Source organism: Tahibacter harae, from assembly GCF_024437735.1.
Lineage (GTDB): Bacteria > Pseudomonadota > Gammaproteobacteria > Xanthomonadales > Rhodanobacteraceae > Tahibacter > Tahibacter harae.
Map to the genome: position 1 here is coordinate 25,006 of NZ_JANFQO010000008.1, position 17,178 is coordinate 42,183.

Annotated in this window: 14 protein-coding genes and 1 tRNA gene; 5 read left to right on the forward strand and 10 right to left on the reverse strand. The window is 66.0% G+C overall.

The window, feature by feature from the left end; translation table 11 throughout:
• Position 1: 1 nt before the first annotated feature.
• The 7 genes from pheT to NM961_RS10240 form a co-directional block, all read right to left on the reverse strand.
• On the reverse strand, positions 2–2,380 hold the full coding sequence (gene pheT, locus NM961_RS10210; protein WP_255914144.1) for a phenylalanine--tRNA ligase subunit beta: 2,379 nt from the start codon (positions 2,378–2,380) through the stop codon (positions 2–4).
• Between the two features lie 57 nt (positions 2,381–2,437).
• Positions 2,438–3,433 carry a phenylalanine--tRNA ligase subunit alpha gene (gene pheS, locus NM961_RS10215; RefSeq protein WP_255914145.1) on the reverse strand — a complete coding sequence of 332 codons (996 nt, stop codon included), beginning with the start codon at positions 3,431–3,433 and terminating at the stop codon, positions 2,438–2,440.
• A 216-nt stretch (positions 3,434–3,649) separates the two neighbouring features.
• Entirely contained in the window at positions 3,650–4,009 is a 360-nt protein-coding gene (rplT, locus tag NM961_RS10220; RefSeq protein ID WP_255914146.1) for a 50S ribosomal protein L20, read from the reverse strand.
• A gap of 15 nt (positions 4,010–4,024) precedes the next feature.
• Positions 4,025–4,222, reverse strand: coding sequence for a 50S ribosomal protein L35 (gene rpmI, locus NM961_RS10225; protein WP_133819098.1), 198 nt, complete (start codon positions 4,220–4,222; stop codon positions 4,025–4,027).
• Positions 4,223–4,387: 165 nt separating this feature from the next.
• On the reverse strand, positions 4,388–4,915 hold the full coding sequence (infC, locus tag NM961_RS10230; RefSeq protein ID WP_257385075.1) for a translation initiation factor IF-3: 528 nt from the start codon (positions 4,913–4,915) through the stop codon (positions 4,388–4,390).
• 44 nt (positions 4,916–4,959) lie between these two features.
• Positions 4,960–6,864 (reverse strand): threonine--tRNA ligase, encoded by a 1,905-nt coding sequence (gene thrS / locus NM961_RS10235; protein WP_255914148.1) that lies wholly within the window; start codon positions 6,862–6,864, stop codon positions 4,960–4,962.
• A 461-nt stretch (positions 6,865–7,325) separates the two neighbouring features.
• On the reverse strand, positions 7,326–9,452 hold the full coding sequence (locus NM961_RS10240; protein WP_255914149.1) for a TonB-dependent receptor plug domain-containing protein: 2,127 nt from the start codon (positions 9,450–9,452) through the stop codon (positions 7,326–7,328).
• A 292-nt stretch (positions 9,453–9,744) separates the two neighbouring features.
• Here NM961_RS10240 and NM961_RS10245 point away from each other — a divergent pair, with 292 nt between their 5' ends.
• The gene (locus NM961_RS10245) at positions 9,745–10,812 is read left to right on the forward strand and encodes a hypothetical protein (RefSeq protein ID WP_255914150.1); all 1,068 of its coding nucleotides are present in this window, start codon (positions 9,745–9,747) and stop codon (positions 10,810–10,812) included.
• A 55-nt stretch (positions 10,813–10,867) separates the two neighbouring features.
• On the opposite strand, the gene NM961_RS10250 is transcribed toward NM961_RS10245, so the two are convergent.
• Positions 10,868–11,419 carry an NADPH-dependent FMN reductase gene (locus tag NM961_RS10250; protein ID WP_255914151.1) on the reverse strand — a complete coding sequence of 184 codons (552 nt, stop codon included), beginning with the start codon at positions 11,417–11,419 and terminating at the stop codon, positions 10,868–10,870.
• A 241-nt stretch (positions 11,420–11,660) separates the two neighbouring features.
• Here NM961_RS10250 and NM961_RS10255 point away from each other — a divergent pair.
• Positions 11,661–11,735 (forward strand) — tRNA-Val (locus tag NM961_RS10255).
• Between the two features lie 84 nt (positions 11,736–11,819).
• Positions 11,820–12,809: a glycosyltransferase gene (locus NM961_RS10260; RefSeq protein WP_255914152.1), complete on the forward strand. Its 990-nt coding sequence runs from the start codon at positions 11,820–11,822 to the stop codon at positions 12,807–12,809.
• 155 nt (positions 12,810–12,964) lie between these two features.
• Here the strand turns inward: NM961_RS10260 and uvrB are convergent, their stop codons facing one another.
• On the reverse strand, positions 12,965–14,998 hold the full coding sequence (uvrB, locus tag NM961_RS10265; RefSeq protein ID WP_255914153.1) for an excinuclease ABC subunit UvrB: 2,034 nt from the start codon (positions 14,996–14,998) through the stop codon (positions 12,965–12,967).
• Between the two features lie 160 nt (positions 14,999–15,158).
• On the opposite strand from uvrB, the gene NM961_RS10270 reads away from it, so the two are divergent.
• A complete protein-coding gene (locus NM961_RS10270; protein ID WP_255914154.1) occupies positions 15,159–15,719 on the forward strand; it encodes a GspH/FimT family pseudopilin in 561 nt (186 codons plus the stop codon).
• A gap of 489 nt (positions 15,720–16,208) precedes the next feature.
• On the forward strand, positions 16,209–16,391 hold the full coding sequence (locus NM961_RS10275) for a hypothetical protein (protein WP_255914155.1): 183 nt from the start codon (positions 16,209–16,211) through the stop codon (positions 16,389–16,391).
• Between the two features lie 219 nt (positions 16,392–16,610).
• Here the strand turns inward: NM961_RS10275 and NM961_RS10280 are convergent, their stop codons facing one another.
• The gene (locus tag NM961_RS10280; protein WP_255914156.1) at positions 16,611–17,006 is read right to left on the reverse strand and encodes a hypothetical protein; all 396 of its coding nucleotides are present in this window, start codon (positions 17,004–17,006) and stop codon (positions 16,611–16,613) included.
• Positions 17,007–17,178 lie beyond the last annotated feature (172 nt).

A 17,178-nucleotide genomic window follows, 5' to 3' on the forward strand; every position in this document is an offset into this window, starting at 1 on the left:
GCTACCCCCGCAATCTTCCGCCGCATTCGCGTTCCAGGGCAGCCAAGGCCGAAGCCACGAAATGGTCTGCATCCTGATCCGTAAGAGTGCGGTAACTGTCCTGCAAAATCAAGCCAATAGCGAGGCTCTTTAGACCGGAACCTAGGCCGGTTCCACTGTAGCGATCAAATACCACAAGTTCACGCAACACGCCCGGATCAATACGCCGCAGCACGCTTTCCACCTGAGTCCAAGAGACGCTCTCGGGCAGCACGACGGCGATATCGCGGCGCACCTGGGGGAAACGCGACAGCTCGACGGCCGCAGGCAGCCGACCAGCGGCGAGCCCATCCAGGTCCAGCTCGAAGGCATAGACATCCTGGTCCAGATCCAGCGCCTTGAGCAGACGCGGGTGCAGGGCGCCTATGAAGCCCAGCGATCGACCGGCCATGAGCACTTCCGCGCTGCGGCCTGGGTGGAAGTCCGGGCGCCCGGCTGGGTGGAATTCCAGGCTGGCCAGACTGCTGGACAGGCCGGCCAAGGTCTCCAGGTCGGCCTTGAGGTCGAAATAATCGATCGAGCGCTTGTCGCCGCCCCAGTGCTCGGGCAGCGCCCGGCCGCAGGCGACCGCGGCGATGCGGCGGGTCTCCACCGGCCCCTGCCCGCCTGCGGCGAACACACGCGCGATCTCGAACAGGCGCACCCGTTCCTGCTGGCGGTTGAGGTTGTGCTTGAGCGCCTCGACCAGGCCGGGCAGCAGCGAGGTGCGCATCACCGCCAGGTCGGCGCTGAGCGGGTTGGCCAGGGCAACGCTGCCGTCCAGGCGCGACCAGCGCTGCAGCCAGTCCTTGGCGACGAAGCTGTAGCAGACCGCCTCGTTGTAGCCGCGCGCGACCAGTTGGGCGCGCAGGCGGTCGGCCGGCACCTGCACCTCGGGCGGCAGACCCAGGCGCAGCTGGCCGCTGGGCGAACGCGTGGGCACCCGCTCATAGCCATGCACGCGCACGACTTCCTCGATCAGGTCTTCCTCGATCTCGATATCGAAGCGGCGCGAGGGCGGCGTCACCGACCAGCCGCCGGCGGCGCTTTCCACCTGCATGCCCAGCGCGCGCAGGATGCGCTCGACTTCCGCATCGGCCACTTCCATACCCAGCACGCGCGCCAGGCGCGCGCGGCGCAGCACGACGGCGCCGCGCTGCGGCAGGTGTCCGGCGGCGACCGCCTCGACCACCGGACCGGCACGGCCGCCGGCGATCTGCAGCAGCAGCGCCGTGGCTCGTTCCAACGCAGCGCGCGGCAGCTCCGGATCGACACCGCGCTCGAAGCGGTGCGAAGCATCGGTGTGCATGCCCAGCTTGCGCGCGCGGCCCATGATGGCCGGCGGTGCAAAATGCGCGCTTTCCAGGAACACATTCGTGGTCGCATCGGTGACGCGCGAATCCAGCCCGCCCATGATGCCGGCCAGGGCCACGGCGCGCGCGGCGTCGGCGATGACGAGGAACTGCGCATCCAGCTGCACTTCGCTGCCGTCGAGCAGGGCCAGCTTCTCGCCGGCCGCGGCGCGGCGCACGCGGATGCCGCCGTCGAGCCTGTCGTTGTCGAAGGCGTGCATGGGCTGGCCGAGTTCCAGCATCACATAAGCGGTGATGTCGACCACGGCGCTGATCGGACGCAGGCCGGCGCGGCGCAGGCGCTCTTTCAGCCACAGCGGCGAGGGCGCCGTGGGATCCACACCTTCGACCACTCGGCCGAGATAGCGCGGACAATCGGCCGGCGCGGCCAGTTCGACGCTGCGCACGGCTTCGCTGCGCAGCTCTGCTGCATCTGCGCTGACCTCGCGCAGCGGCGCGCCGAACAGCGCGGCCACGTCGTAGGCCAGGCCGCGCAGACCCAGACAATCGGGCCGGTTCGGCGTCATCTTGAGTTCGATGCTGGCGTCGGGCAGCGCGAGATAGTCCGCCAGCGCGGCGCCGACCGGCGCATCGGCCGGCAGTTCCATCAGGCCCGAAGCATCGGCATCCAGGCCCAATTCCTTGGCCGAGCACAGCATGCCGAAGGAATCGACGCCGCGCAGCGCGGCCTGCTTGATCGCAAGGCCATTGGGCAGCACTGCGCCTATGGTGGCGACCGGCGCTTTCAGGCCCAGGCGCGCATTCGGCGCGCCGCAGACAATCTGCAGCGGCTCGCCCGCGCCGACGGAAACGCTGCAGACGAGCAGCTTGTCGGCATTCGGATGCTTTTCGCAGGCCACGATCTCACCGACGCGGACACCGGCCAGGCCTTCGCCCAGCACTTCCACGCCTTCGACTTCCAGCCCGGCCATGGTCAGGCGGTGGCACAGTTCGGCTCTATCGGCGGCCGGGTCGACCAGGTCGCGCAGCCAGTTTTCGCTGAATTTCATTTGTCGGCAATCGGCAGAATTGGAGAGTGGGACATGCCGCCGCGGCGGCCGGCCGGATCAGGCGAACTGGCGCAGGAAGCGCAGGTCGTTCTCGAAGAACTGGCGCAGATCCTTGACGCCGTAGCGCAACATGGCGAAGCGCTCCACGCCCAGGCCGAAGGCAAAGCCGGTGTAGCGCTCCGGATCTATGCCGCAGTTGCGCAGTACATTGGGATGCACCATGCCGCAGCCCAGCACTTCCAGCCAGCGCTCGCTGCCGTCTTCCTGGTCCCAGCGGATGTCGACTTCCGCCGACGGTTCGGTGAAGGGGAAATAGCTGGGGCGGAAGCGCATCTCGAAATCGCGCTCGAAGAAGGCGCGCACGAATTCGGCCAGAGTGCCCTTGAGGTCGGCGAAGCTGGAGGTCTCGTCCACCAGCAGGCCTTCGACCTGATGGAACATGGGCGTATGGGTCTGGTCCGAGTCGCTGCGGTAGACCTTGCCCGGCGCGATCACGCGGATCGGCGGCACCTGCCCGCTCATGGCGCGGATCTGCACTGGCGAGGTATGCGTGCGCAGCAGGCGGCCGTCGGGGAAATAGAAGGTGTCGTGCATTGCCCGCGCCGGATGATGCGGCGGGAAGTTCAATGCCTCGAAGTTATGGTGGTCGTCCTCGATCTCCGGCCCCTCGGCGACCTGGTAGCCCAGGCGCTGGAAGATGTCGGTGATGCGCGCCAGCGTGCGCGAGACCGGATGCACGGAGCCCAGGTCGGCGACGCGGCCGGGCAGGCTGACGTCGATGCGCTCGTTGGCCAGGCGCTCGGCGAAGGCGGCTTCTTCCAGAACGCCGCGGCGCGTGTTGATCGCTTCCTGCAGGCTTTCCTTGGCGCGGTTGACGCGCTCGCCGGCGAGCTTGCGCTGCTCCGGCGCGAGCTTGCCCAGCGCCTTGAGCTGCTCGGTCACCAGGCCGCTCTTGCCGAGCAGGCCCACGCGCAGGCTTTCCAGTTGGTCGATCGACGCGGCTTCGGCTATGCGTGCCAGCGATTCGTCGACCTGCGTCTGCAACTCGTCCATGCAAACCCCACAAAAAATACTTAAGCCATGCTTTCAAGCCGCGGCCCGGCGGGCCGGCGGCGCTGCCCTCCTCCCGCCGCCAGCAGAACATGGCGCGGATCGGCGCGGCAAACAACTTTTCGTGCAAATAAAAAAGGGAGCGAAGGCCTGATCGCCCGCGCTCCCCGCTTGCAGCCGGCGGCACCGGACGGCGCCGCCTATGGTGTCGCGCTGCTGTTACGCGGCCAGGGCGGTCTTCGCCTTCTCAGCCAGCGCACCAAACGCCGCGATGTCGTGCACCGCGATGTCGGCCAGCACCTTGCGGTCGACAGTGATGTTGGCCTTCTTCAGGCCGTTCATCAGGCGGCTGTAGGACAGGCCGAACTGGCGCGCACCGGCGTTGATGCGCACGATCCACAGCGCGCGGAACTGGCGCTTGCGCTGCTTGCGGCCGATGTAGGCGTACTGGTGGGCCTTGGTGACGGCCTGCTTGGCTACGCGGAATACCTTGCGGCGGGCGTTGTAGTAGCCCTTCGCCTTGGCGATGATCTTCTTGTGGCGACGACGCGCCGTTACACCTTTCTTAACTCGTGCCATTGTTCAATCCTCCACTCAGAGATACGGCAGCATGCGTGCCACGCGGCCTGCGTCCTCGGCGCGAACATGGTTCGTGCCGCGCAGGTTGCGCTTACGCTTGGTCGACTTCTTGGTGAGGATGTGGCTCTTGAAGGCGTGGCCGCACTTGAACTTGCCGGACGCCGTCTTGCGGAACCGCTTTGCAGCGGCCCGGTTGGTTTTCATCTTGGGCATGAAACTGCTCCGTCTGGATTTTCGTTACTGACCCGAGCGGTGGCACGCAGCCACTCTTTCCGTCCTGCTCGAATCGGCTGATAAGCCCGCGCATGCGCGGGCGGGTTCCACAAAACCCCGGCGCAGGCCGCGCCGGGGAATTCTTTCAACCGCGCCGCAGCGCGATCATTGCTTCTTCTTGGGGGCGACCATCATGACCATCAGGCGCCCTTCGAGGCGCGGCCACTGCTCGACCACGGCTTCCTCGGCGATCTCGGCCGCGATGCGCTTGACCATCGCCTCGCCGAGTTCCACATGTGCCATTTCGCGGCCCTTGAAGCGGATAACGACCTTGACCTTGTCGCCCTCGGCCAGGAAGCGCTTCATGTTGCGCATCTTGACCTCGTAGTCGCCGTCGTCGGTGGTCGGGCGGAACTTGAGTTCCTTGATCTCGACCTGTTTCTGCTTCTTCTTGGCCGCGTGGGCCTTCTTCTGCATCTCGAACTTGAACTTGCCGAAGTCCATGATGCGGCAGACCGGCGGATCGGCATTGGGCTGGATCTCGACCAGATCCAGTTCCAGATCCTGTGCCATGCGCAACGCCTCGTCGCGCGACAGGACTCCGACCTGTTCCCCGTCTGCGCCGATCACGCGGACCCGCGGGACGCGGATCTCGTGGTTGCGGCGATTGGCTTTTTCAGCAGTGGCGGCGATACGCGCGTCCTCCAAGAATCAAAATCATTTGAGAAATCAGAGACTTAGTTTCTGATTTGCTCGCCCTTTAACCGTTCGGCGAACTGTTCGACGGTCATCGAACCGAGGTCTTCGCCCGAGCGGATACGCACAGAAACAGCCCCGTTCTCCTTTTCGCGATCACCGATCACGAGGAGATACGGAACTTTCTGCAGCGTGTGCTCGCGGATTTTATAGCCGATCTTCTCGTTGCGCAAATCCGCCTCTACCCGGAAACCTTGCGCGACAAGGGTTTGCACGGCGGCCGCGACAGCATCCGCCTGGGCGTCGGTGATATTCATGACCACCGCCTGCACCGGCGCCAGCCAGGCCGGGAAATTGCCGGCATGGTGCTCGATCAGCACGCCGATGAAACGCTCCAGCGAACCGACGATGGCACGGTGCAGCATGACCGGCGTATGCCGGGCCGAATCCTCGCCTACGTACTCGGCGCCGAGGCGGCCGGGCATGGAGAAATCGACCTGCATGGTACCGACCTGCCAGGCGCGGCCGATGGAGTCGCGCATGTGGTACTCGATCTTGGGACCGTAGAAGGCGCCCTCGCCGGGAAGCTCCTGCCATTCCACACCGCTGGCGCGCAGGGCCGAACGCAGGGTTTCCTCGGCCTTGTCCCAGACCTCGTCGGAACCGATGCGCTTTTCCGGACGCAGAGCGATCTTCAGCGCGATATCGGCGAAGCCGAAATCGGCGTAGACCTGCATCGCCTGGCGGTGGAATGCCGTCACCTCGGCCTCGATCTGCGATTCCATGCAGAAGATGTGACCGTCGTCCTGGGTGAACCCACGCACGCGCATGATGCCGTGCAGGGCGCCGGAGGGCTCGTTGCGGTGGCAGGCGCCGAACTCGCCGTAGCGGATCGGCAGTTCCTTGTAGGAATGCAGGCCGTGGTTGTAGATCTGCACGTGGCCGGGGCAGTTCATCGGCTTGAGCGCGTAGTCGCGGTTCTCCGAGCCCGTCGTGAACATGTTCTCGCGGTAGTTTTCCCAGTGGCCCGTCTTCTGCCACAGGGTCTGGTCCAGGATCTGCGGGCAGCGCACTTCCTGGTAGCCGCTGGCGCGGTAGACCTTGCGCATGTACTGCTCGATCACCTGCCACAGCGACCAGCCCTTGGGATGCCAGAACACCAGGCCGGGCGCCTCTTCCTGCAGATGGAACAGGTCCAGCGCCTTGCCGATCTTGCGATGGTCGCGCTTCTCGGCTTCCTCCAGCTGCACCAGATAGGCCTTGAGGTCCTTCTCGTTGAGCCAGGCCGTGCCGTAGACACGCTGCAGCATCTCGTTCTTGGCATCGCCGCGCCAGTACGCGCCGGCCACCTTCATCAGCTTGAAGGCCTTGAGCTTGTTCGTGTTGGGCACGTGCGGGCCGCGGCACAGGTCGATGAACTCGCCCTGTGAATACAGCGAGAGTTCTTCGTTGGCCGGAATCGAGGCGATGATCTCGGCCTTGTAGTTCTCGCCCTTGCCCTTGAAGAAATCGACCGCCTCATCGCGCTGCATCAGCGAGCGCGACACCGGCACGCCTTCGGCGGCGATCTTCTTCATCTCCGCCTCGATCTTCTCCAGATCGTCCGGCGTAAAGGGCGTCTTGCGCGCGAAGTCGTAGTAGAAGCCGTTGTCGATCACCGGGCCTATCGTGACCTGGGTGTCGGGGAACAGGCGCTGCGTGGCCTGGGCCAGCAGGTGGGCGGTGGAGTGGCGGATCACTTCCAGCGCGTCAGGGTGTTTTTCCGTGACGATTTCCAGTCCGGCGTCGGCCTCGATGCGGTAGCTGGTATCGACTAGCTTGCCGTCGACCTTGCCGGCCAGGGCGGACTTGGCCAGGCCGGGGCCGATAGAAGCAGCCACGTCCTGTACCGTCACGGGATGGTCGAACGCACGCTGGCTGCCGTCGGGTAGCGTAATGTTGATCATGGATTTGTTCTCTTGCCGCCGCGGCACAACGTCGGGGCCGCGGCCAATAAAAAAGGGCGCCGAGCGCCCTTTCCTGGGGTGGCTCTGCGCGGGAATTTCAGGAATCGAAGAAAGTTCGCGTGCTCATGTCACACCCTAGACCGGCGCGTTGGCGCGGGCCACCTTGTCGTTTTGATGCATCGCACAAGCGCAATGCGGCAGCCGGAAACTAGAGCACGGAAGCGGCGCGTGTCAACGCGCCGTTCGGGATTAGCGATTCCGGATTTGACGGTATCCGGACGCCGGACCGCAAGGACGGGGCTTTTCCAGCCGCTGGTTGGCGCATGGCAGCAACGGCACGCTGGCACGCGGAACCATAAGCCTTGAACCGCGAACCGCCGCCGGGACAATGTCCCGGCGGCGGTCAGGGCGCACGGCAGGCAATCAGGCCCGGGCGACTCCGCCCAATCCCGAATCTCCGCTCAGAAGTTCCAGTCCAGCACCACGCTGGCACTGCGCCCCATCTCGTCCAGGCCCGAGCCGTGCTCGCGGTAGCGCCGGTCGGCGATGTTGTCCAGGTGCAGGGCCAGGGTCGAGGCCGGCGCGAACTCATAGCTCAGGCGCGCATTCCAGGTGTTCCAGCCGGCCGTGCCTTCCGGGTTCACGCGCGGGTCGGTCAGGTCGCGCGGGCTCAGACGATCCTGGCGCGCGGCATAGAGCGCATTCACGTCCAGCTCCAGCACCGGGCTGAGCTTCTGCAGCCAGCCCAGGCGGCCGCTCAGCGGCGGCACGCGGTCGGCATCGTAGGTGTCGCCGGCATAGGTTTCGTCGCCGCGGGTGTAGTTGAGCACGCCGTAGAACTGGCTTTCTTCGCTCAGATACCAGCGCGCGCCGGCTTCCACGCCCCACAGGTCCAGCTCGGTGACATTGCGGTTGGTCACGATGATGGCGCCGGAGTCGGTCAGTTCGCCGGTTTCCACCGAGGTGATCTTGTCCTTGTAGTCGGATTTCCACACGAAGGCTTCGGCCTGCCAGCCCGGGTTGTCCCATTTCAGGCCCAGGTCGTAGGTGATGACGGTTTCCGGCTTGAGATCGGTATTGGGCACGGCCCAGCGATTGCTGGGGCGGCTGCCGAACACGCCGAGGTCGAAGATGTTCGGCGCGCGGAAGCCGCGGCCGACATTGCCGACCACGTGCACGGTGTCAGTGGCTTTGAAGGTCAGGCCGGCGTTGCCGGTGAAATCGTCCGGGCTCAGCTTCACGCCGGTACCGGCGGCGTTGGGCGACAGCTCGATGTCGAAGCTGGAATAGCGCGCGCCCAGGTCCAGCTGCCACTGCGATCCAAGCGTGATGCTGTCATTCACGAATAGGGCGTAGCTGTCCATGGTGGAGCCGTCGGGGAAGCGCGGCGGCCGCGCGCTGACCACGTTGGTGTTGAGGTTGAGGCGCTGGCGGAAGCTGTCGATGGTGTCGTAATAGGCTTCGGCGCCATAGACGAAGGCGTGATTGCCGACTTCCTTGTTGAAGGTGGCGGTAACGCCGCGCAGGGTGCTGGAATTTTCCTCCAGCTCGCGGTTGGCAGTGCCGAATTCGCGCGAGCGGCGATCGTCATTGATCTTCTGGTAGCCGGCGTGGAATTCGGCGCGGTCGAACCAGCCGCCGTCCTGCTCGATCACGTAGCGCGCCTGCACGAACAGGCGGTCCTGCGGCTGGAAATAGAACTCGACCGAATTGGGCCGGGTCTGGTGGAAGCTGGTAATCAGCTCGTCCACGCGCGGCGTCTTGGGCTGCTTGAGATAGGCCGCCGACAGCATCAGCTCGTGGCCCGGCGTCGGGCTCCACAGCAGCTTGGCATCGGCCGCCCAGGAGCTGAACTCGGTATACGGCACGCGCTGGCCATCGTCGCCGAGTTTGCGCAGGCCCACGTCCTGCACCGTGATGCCGCCCGAGAAGGAGATGCCGTCCTTGCCCACCGCGCCGGCGATGCGGCCCAGGCTGGACAGGTCGCCGCTGCTGTACTGCGCCTTGAAGCGGCCGCGGCCGTCCCAGCTGTCGCCCTGGAAGCGCTCTTCCGGCGTGAGGATCTGCACCACGCCGCCCATGGCGTCGGAACCGTAGAGGCTGGACTGGGCACCGCGCACCAGCTCGATCTGCTGCACGTTCTGCGCATCGGCCAGCGCGAAATACTGGTTGGGCGAGTTGCGGAAGAAGGCCGTGTTCATGCGGAAGCCGTCGACCATGTGCAGCACTTCCGAGCCCTTGAGGCCGCGGATGATGGGAATGGCCTGGCCCGGCGTGGTCGACTGGATGAAGGCGCCGGGCTGGGCGCGCAGGTAGTCGGCAATGGTGATGACGGTCTTCTCGCGGATCTCGTCCTCGCCGACGACGCTCACCGCTGCGGCGACATCGAAGTTCGACCGGGCCGCGCGCGTGGCGGTGACCTGGATCTGCTCCAGCGGCTGTTCCCCGCTTCCGTCTGGGGTCGCGGCGGCTTCGGCGCTTGCGCCGGTCTCGACCTTGGCATCCGCCTCGGTTTCCAGCGCGGTCTCGGCGAACGCCGGCGTGGCCAGCGCGAAAAGGATCGCGCTCAGTAGTGCAGAAGAACGCATGCTGCCCCCTCGTTAGACAATCGTTAAACCCAAGGGGTCGAGCTTGCCTACATCCGCCACCGAATATCATCAGCCCTGCGAATTAATTCTTATCGGTCCAGAGAATTAGATTTGCACTAATCCCTGGGCCGACGCAGCATCGCGGCCCGGATGCGCCGTTTGCGGGCACGGACAGTCTCCGCCATCGCGCAGAGAATTACGCTGCAGCGGGCTCAGGCGTAGACGCGCTGTCACCGGCGGCGTCCGCCACAATTGCTAGACTGCCTGGCCCTCCCGTGCCGGATGCACACCCATGAAACTCAGCCTCAGCCTGCCCATCCTCGCCGCCATCTTCGCCGCACCCGCGCTGCATGCCGAAGACTGCCTGGAACGGGCCTGGAACGGCACGCTGGGCAAAAGCCGGATCTCGCTGGAATTCCGCACCATCAACGGGCTGGAGGACGGGCAGGCGCTCAAGGGCCGTTATTACTATGGCGCGAACTGGACCGAACTGGTGCTGGAACGCGCCCCCGGCGACGGCGGCGAATGGCTGGAAAAAGACGGCAAGGATGCAGTCACCGGCCGCCTGACGCTGGAATGCAGCGCCGGCAGCCTGAGCGGCCGCTGGCGTTCGCCCGACGGCAGCCGCAGCCTGGAACTCAAGGCCACGCCCGCTGCGAGCTATCACGCCCAGCGCCGCCAGGGCGCGCGCAGCCAGCTGCTGCAGTCCGCCCGCTTCCAGGGCCGCGCCTACGAGGAAATCAGCGGCGAGCGCGGCACGGAACTCAAGACCTTCCGCCTCAAGGGCGAGCAACCGGGCATTGCCGCCGTCAACGAGCTGCTGTGGCAGCGCCACCTGGACACGCTGGAAAGCGCCGCCGACTGCCTCAGCGACGGCCGTCTGCAGCGCGGCGAGGATCACGGCTACGAATACTCGCTGAGCAGCGAGATCGTCGAATGGAACGATACCTTTCTCGTCGTCACCAGCAACGAGGGCGGCTATTGCGGCGGCGCGCATCCGTTCTGGGGCTACGGCGGGCAGACCTTCAACCTGGCCGAAGGCAAGGTGGAAAAGATGGAGAAGTGGCTGGCAGCCGAATACGCCGGCGACATCGCCGCCGACTCCGCGCTGGACCAGCGCCTGCGCAAGATCTACGCCGGCGGCACCGCACCGGACGAGCATATGCGCGAATGCCTGGAGGCCATCGCCTTCACTCCCAATGCGCTCTGGCCGCGCAGCAGCGGCCTGGCCTTCACGCCGCAGGCGCCGCATGTGCTCAGCGCCTGCGCGGGCGAGGACGTGATCCTGCCCTATGCCCAGGCCCAGCCGTTCCTGTCGGAGTACGGCAAGGCCCAGGTCAAGCATTTCCAGAAGCCCTGATACGGCTGCGGGAACCGGCCGCTGCACGGCTCCCGCGACGCACCGGCGCGGCCAATCAGGCGTTCTGCTTGCGCACCCAGTCCAGATAGCGGTTGAGCCAGCCCTGCACGAAATCGCGGCTGCCGGCGCCGATGTTGCCGTCGGCGTCGAACAGGCCGTCCTTGGCATGGATGAAGGCTTCGGGCTGGCCCAGCGTCGGCATGTCCAGATAAGCCAGTACATTGCGCAGATGCTGCTGCGCCAGCGCCGTGCCTATGGCGCCGACGGAAACGCCGATCACGCCGGCCGGCTTGCCGGCCCAGGCGCTCTGGCCATAAGGACGCGAGGCATGGTCCAGCGCGTTCTTGAGCACGCCGGGAATCGAGCGGTTGTATTCGGCAGTGACGAACAGCACGCCCTGGGCAGCGGCGATCTCGCGCTTGAGCCGCTTCACCGGCTCGGCCTGGTTGGCGTCGTCATCCTGGTTGTACAGCGGCAGATCGTCTATGCGCGAAAATTCCGCACTGAATTCCGCCGGCATCAGGCGCACCAGCGCCTGGGCCAGCTTCTTGTTGAACGAATCCTTGCGCAGGCTGCCGACGATCACGGCGATACGGAACTGGCTCACGGCATTCTCCTTGGCTGTGGCGATGAAAGCTACGGATGCAGCGGCCGCCGCGCGCCGCACCCCGGGGCGGCGGTCGCGCGGGCAACAGCACGCACTCTATGCCGCGCGGCGGCGGACGTCAGCGGCCGCGAACGCGACACTGCATCTCCGCGGCGGCGACAAAGCCGGCGGCCCGGCAACCCGGCTGCATCCGAGGCTTGTACTGCCGCTGTGAGTCCGCTATATTTCGCGCCCCTTCACCGGGCGCGTAGCTCAGCGGTAGAGCACTACCTTGACATGGTAGGGGTCACAGGTTCGATCCCTGTCGCGCCCACCAAATTGAAACCAGAAACGGCGCGGCCTGCACAGGTTCGCGCCGTTTTTGTTGCTGAGCTTTCGTTTGCGAGGTGCAATAGCCGCCATGGCCAGTGCAAGCCCGCCGCTGGTATCCATCCTGATCCGCAGCATGGAGCGGCCGGTTCTGCGGCGTGCGATCGCGTCCGCCGCGGCACAGACCTGGCCCAATCTCGAAATCGTCGTCGTCGCCGCCTGCGGTCAGCGCCACGGCGCCCTGCCCGACCAGGTGAACGGCCGGTCGCTGCGCCTGATAAAGCCCGATCCCGATGCGCGCCTGCCGCGCGCGGAGGCGGCCAACCTGGCGCTGGAATCCGCCCGCGGCGAATGGCTGAATTTCCTCGACGATGACGACGAGCTGCTGCCGCAGCACCTGTCCACCCTGCTCGGCGCCGAACGCCGGCCCGACCAGCGCGTGATCTACGCCCGCACCAGCGTGGTCGACGCGGCCGGCAACATCACCGGCCATTGCGGCGTGCCCGGCCATCCGCTGCGCTACTACTACGAAAACCTCAGCACGCCCAACGGCACACTGTTCCATCGCAGCCTGGTCGACGAAGGCCTGCGCTTCGACACCCGCTTCAGCATCTACGAGGACTACGATTTCTTCATCCACTGCGCCAGCCGCAGCAGCCTGCTGTTCGTGGATGAGGAAACCAGCATCTGGCACGCGCACGAAGGCGAATCCGGCCTGGGCCACGGCGCCAACAGCGGCACCGCCCGGCGTGCCGAACTGAACGAGGCGCTGACGCGGAAATGGGCCGGCCAGTTCGACCGCTGGGCCAGCGAACCCGGCGCGCTGCTGCTGACCGGACAGCAGTTGCTCAAGCGCGGCGAGACGGCCGCTGCCTGCCATGCGCTGGAACGTGCGCTGCAGCAGCAGCCCGGCGACATCAACGCACTCAACCTGGCTGGCATGGCCAACCTGCAGGCCGGCAATGTCGAGCGCGCCGAAGGGTTGCTGCGCGAAGCGCTGCGGCTTCTGCCGGGCCATCCGGCGCTGCAGGAAAACCTCGCCCTGATCCTGCGCCGGCGGAGCGAAGCGCGGCCGGGCTGAGCGCGGCTTCCGCAGCGCGGCCCCGCGCTGCGGCTACGCGGACACGGCAGCCCGGGAACCGGTAGGACCTTCGCCGCGCAACCAGCGGCCAGCCTGAGCGCACAGCACGTCATCGCCAGGCCGCTCCCGCACCGCAACCGCGAGAACCAGGCCGCTCAGGAACCGATCAGTCCTTCGCTGCGCAACTTGTGGATTTCATCGCGCACCCGCGCGGCCTCCTCGAACTCCAGATCCTGCGCGTGCTTGAACATCTGCGCCTCAAGCTTCTTGATGCGCGCGGCGATCTGTTCCGGCGAGAGCAGGCTGTAGTCCGCCGCAGTCTCGGCCACCTTGCGCTCGGCCTTGGCGCCCTTGCCCTTGCCGCGGCCCTTGTCGGCCGCATCCGAACGCGCGCCTTCGAGGATGTCGGAGATCTTGCGCACTACCGAGCGCGGCGTGATGCCGTGCTCCTGGTTGTAGGCGATCTGCTTGTTGCGGCGGCGCTCGGTCTCCTCCATGGCCGCCTTCATGGAATCGGTGATCTTGTCCGCGTACAGGATGGCCTTGCCGCGCAGATGGCGCGCAGCGCGGCCTATGGTCTGCACCAGCGAACGCTCGGAACGCAGGAAGCCTTCCTTGTCCGCATCCAGGATCGCCACCAGCGAGACCTCAGGCATGTCCAGGCCTTCGCGCAGCAGGTTGATACCGACCAGCACGTCGAACACGCCCAGGCGCAGGTCGCGGATGATTTCCACGCGCTCGACGGTCTCGATGTCCGAGTGCAGGTAGCGCACGCGGATGCCGTGGTCGGCCAGGTATTCGGTAAGGTTCTCGGCCATGCGCTTGGTCAGCGTGGTGACCAGCACGCGGTCGCCCTGGGCGATGCGCAGGCGCGCCTCGCCGAGCAGATCGTCGACCTGGGTCGCGACCGGGCGCACCTCGACTTCCGGATCGACCAGGCCGGTGGGGCGCACCAGCAGCTCGACCACGCTGCCCTGGGACTTTTCCAGCTCGTAGTCCGCCGGCGTGGCCGAGACGAAGATCGAGCGCGGCGCGCGCGCTTCCCATTCGGCGAAGCGCAGCGGGCGGTTGTCCAGCGCCGAGGGCAGGCGGAAGCCGTATTCCACCAGGGTTTCCTTGCGCGAGCGGTCGCCCTTGTACATGCCGCCCAGTTGCGGCACGGTGACATGGGATTCGTCTACCACCAGCAGCGCATCCGGCGGCAGGTAGTCGAACAGGGTCGGCGGCGGATCGCCGGGCAGGCTGCGGGTAAGGTGGCGTGAATAGTTTTCGATGCCCTGGCAGTAGCCGATCTCCACCAGCATCTCCAGATCGAACTGGGTGCGCTGCTGCAGGCGCTGCGCCTCGACCAGCTTGTTCGCCTTGTACAGCTGGTCCAGCCGCTCGCGCAGCTCTTCCTTGATGGTCTCCACCGCGTGCAGCACGCTTTCGCGCGTGGTGGCGTAGTGAGTCTTGGGATAGACGGTGAAGCGCGGCACCTTGCGCAACACCGCGCCGGTGAGCGGATCGAAGATGGACAGAGTCTCGATATCGCCGTCGAACAGCTCGATGCGCAGCGCCTCCATCTCGCTTTCGGCCGGGAACACGTCGATCACCTCGCCGCGCACGCGGTAGGTGCCGCGCTTGAGCTCGAAATCGTTGCGCGTGTACTGCAGCTCGGTGAGGTGGCGGATCAGTTCGCGCTGATCGGTATGTTCGCCGCGCATCAGGTGCATGCGCATCTTGAGGTACTGGTCCGGATCGCCCAGGCCATAGATCGCCGACACCGTCGCCACGATCAGCGCATCGCGGCGCGACAGCAGCGCCTTGGTCGCGGACAGGCGCATCTGTTCGATGTGGTCGTTGATCGAGGAATCTTTCTCTATGTACGTGTCGCTCGACGGCACATAGGCCTCGGGCTGGTAGTAGTCGTAATAGCTGACGAAGTATTCCACCGAGTTGTGCGGGAAGAACTCCTTGAACTCGCCGTAGAGCTGGGCGGCCAGGGTCTTGTTCGGCGCCAGCACCAGGGTGGGTTTCTGGATCTGCTGCACCACATTGGCAATCGTATACGTCTTGCCCGAGCCGGTGACGCCGAGCAGGGTCTGGTGCGCCAGGCCGGCCTCGAAACCTTCGGTCAGGCGCGCGATCGCCGTGGGCTGGTCGCCGGAGGGGCGGTAGGGCGATACCAATTCGAATCGGTCAGACATGGGATCCTCCGCAGAGCAGCGAGTATAGGTGGGAGCCCCGCGGCTGCGATCAAGCCCAGGCCGGAATCGGATTTGTCCTAGCGCAATGCGGGAAAAATGCCGCTGCCGCCGGCGCGGCCGGATTTCTAGGCTGTACTCCCCTGACCTGACGGATACCGCCATGCCCTGCTCTGCCCGCCCGCACGGTTTCAGCCTGCTTGAGCTGCTTTTTGTCCTGATTATCGCGGCCACCCTGGTCTGCCTGGGCCTGCCTGCGCTCGGCGACGCGCTGGCGCGCACCCAGCTCAGCAGCGGCGTCAACCAATGGATGACCACGCTGGCCCACGCCCGCGGCAACGCGGTGAGCCGCAGCAACAATGTCGTCGTCTGCCCGGCCGAGGCCGGGAACTGCGTGGTTTCCTCGCACTGGCACCGCGGCTGGATCATGTTCGAGGACCGCAACCGCAACGCCGAATACGATCCGGACGAATCCCTGCTGCTGCAGGGCGGCCACGACGACAGCCTGCGCGTGGTCAGCAGCAACGGCCGCCAGCGCGTGCGCTACCGTCCCGACGGCACCGCCGAAGGCACCAACCTCACATTGACTCTGTGCGGCCGGCGCGGCGCCGCCTATGCGCGCACCATCGTGCTCAACAACGCCGGCCGCGCCCGGAGCGGCAGGGCGACTCCGGAACAGGCGGCAGCCGCCTGTGCCGCGCCCAGCTATCACGGAGGGTCCTGAGCGACGCCACGAGCAGATACGCCGCACGGACACGGCCCGGCCGCCGCAACTGCGGCCGTCGCCGTCGAGCGCCGGACCTGCAGCCTGGCGCAGGCACGCGCCTTTCCCGGAACGTCCTGCGTGCCGCGTCACAGGCCCGCAGGACAGCACCGGCAGCCCCCCCACGGAACGAACGCCACGACAGCGTGGCAAGGACGGCTACGACGGCACGCCACGAACGACGCAGGAAACAACGCCCCAACCACACCTGCGCGCAGCGCTCCCGGCCACCGCGGCAGATCTAGGAAATTTCCCAGGCGTTCGCGCGGTGATTTCCGGTATCGCGCGGAACCGGCGCGGGGCAATCTGTGCCCGCTCCGAGGACGTGGGCACGCGGCGGGCACAGGGAAGCCCGTAACGCTGACGGGACGAATAAGCCCCATGACCGAGGGAGCCAACGGCCGGCGCGCTGCAGAGCGCCGTGGCCACCGAGAACCCGGAGAACGCCCCATGCAAGCCGCTGCCCGCAAGACCCTGGCCGACATACGCACCATCCAGCGGCTGGAAACCTATGTGCGCTGCGCCCGCGCCGAACTCGCCAGCAATCCCGGCGACGATCTGCTGCGCGAATTCATCCGCATCAACGAAACCCTGATCCGCGAGGAACGCCGGCGGCTGCCGAGCGCGGCCTGAACGTTCCACCGCCCGCCCGCGCCGTACGGAAAGCGGCGAGCCGGGCTTCACACCAGGCAAACCCGCACTGCCGGCGCCGCCGTTTCTGCTGCAAGGGAATGCGCAGCGGCGCCGGTGGTGACTTGGGAAGGCGGTGGGCTGCCGACGCTGTTTTCCGCCAGACAGGTACGGCCATCACGCGGCGGTATTGCGCATCCGGCATACGCCCCGTTGCGCGATTCAGCACAGATATTCGCACCCCATGCCAGGCGATAGCCCCTCACTGCAAAGCAACAGCACCGCCCGCAGGAAACGGCAACGGAATACGAGATCACTGGTATCGAATTTCGCATTCCCGGAGACCGCAGCTCCAGCATCCTTTCGCCGGAAGCGAAGGAAACGGGAAGTTCCGGCCATTGCGCGCAGCGAACGAGCGGACAAATCCACGAGGATCTCGTCGCCGGAAAGCACGGCTATTTCGTTCGCTTGGCGACTCATTGCAGACGCTTGCCGCAAGCGATGCATTTGCAATCTGCCGCTGAGTTTCAGGTTCTGCGCGACGGCTGCGAAGAGAATCCCGGCACAACAATGCGTCGAAAAGAAAAACGGCCTGCATCGCTGCAGGCCGTTTCGCATTTGGCTCCCCGAGACGGACTCGAACCGCCGACCCAGTGATTAACAGACTCTACATATGAGCCGCCAAGAGCATTGATTCTAGTGGATTATCAGCCATTGCAGCAAGGTCACTAATAGGCGTAGGGTGCCGGCGCCGCCTCTATCTTCCCGGCCCGGGCGGCGCCGGATAGTG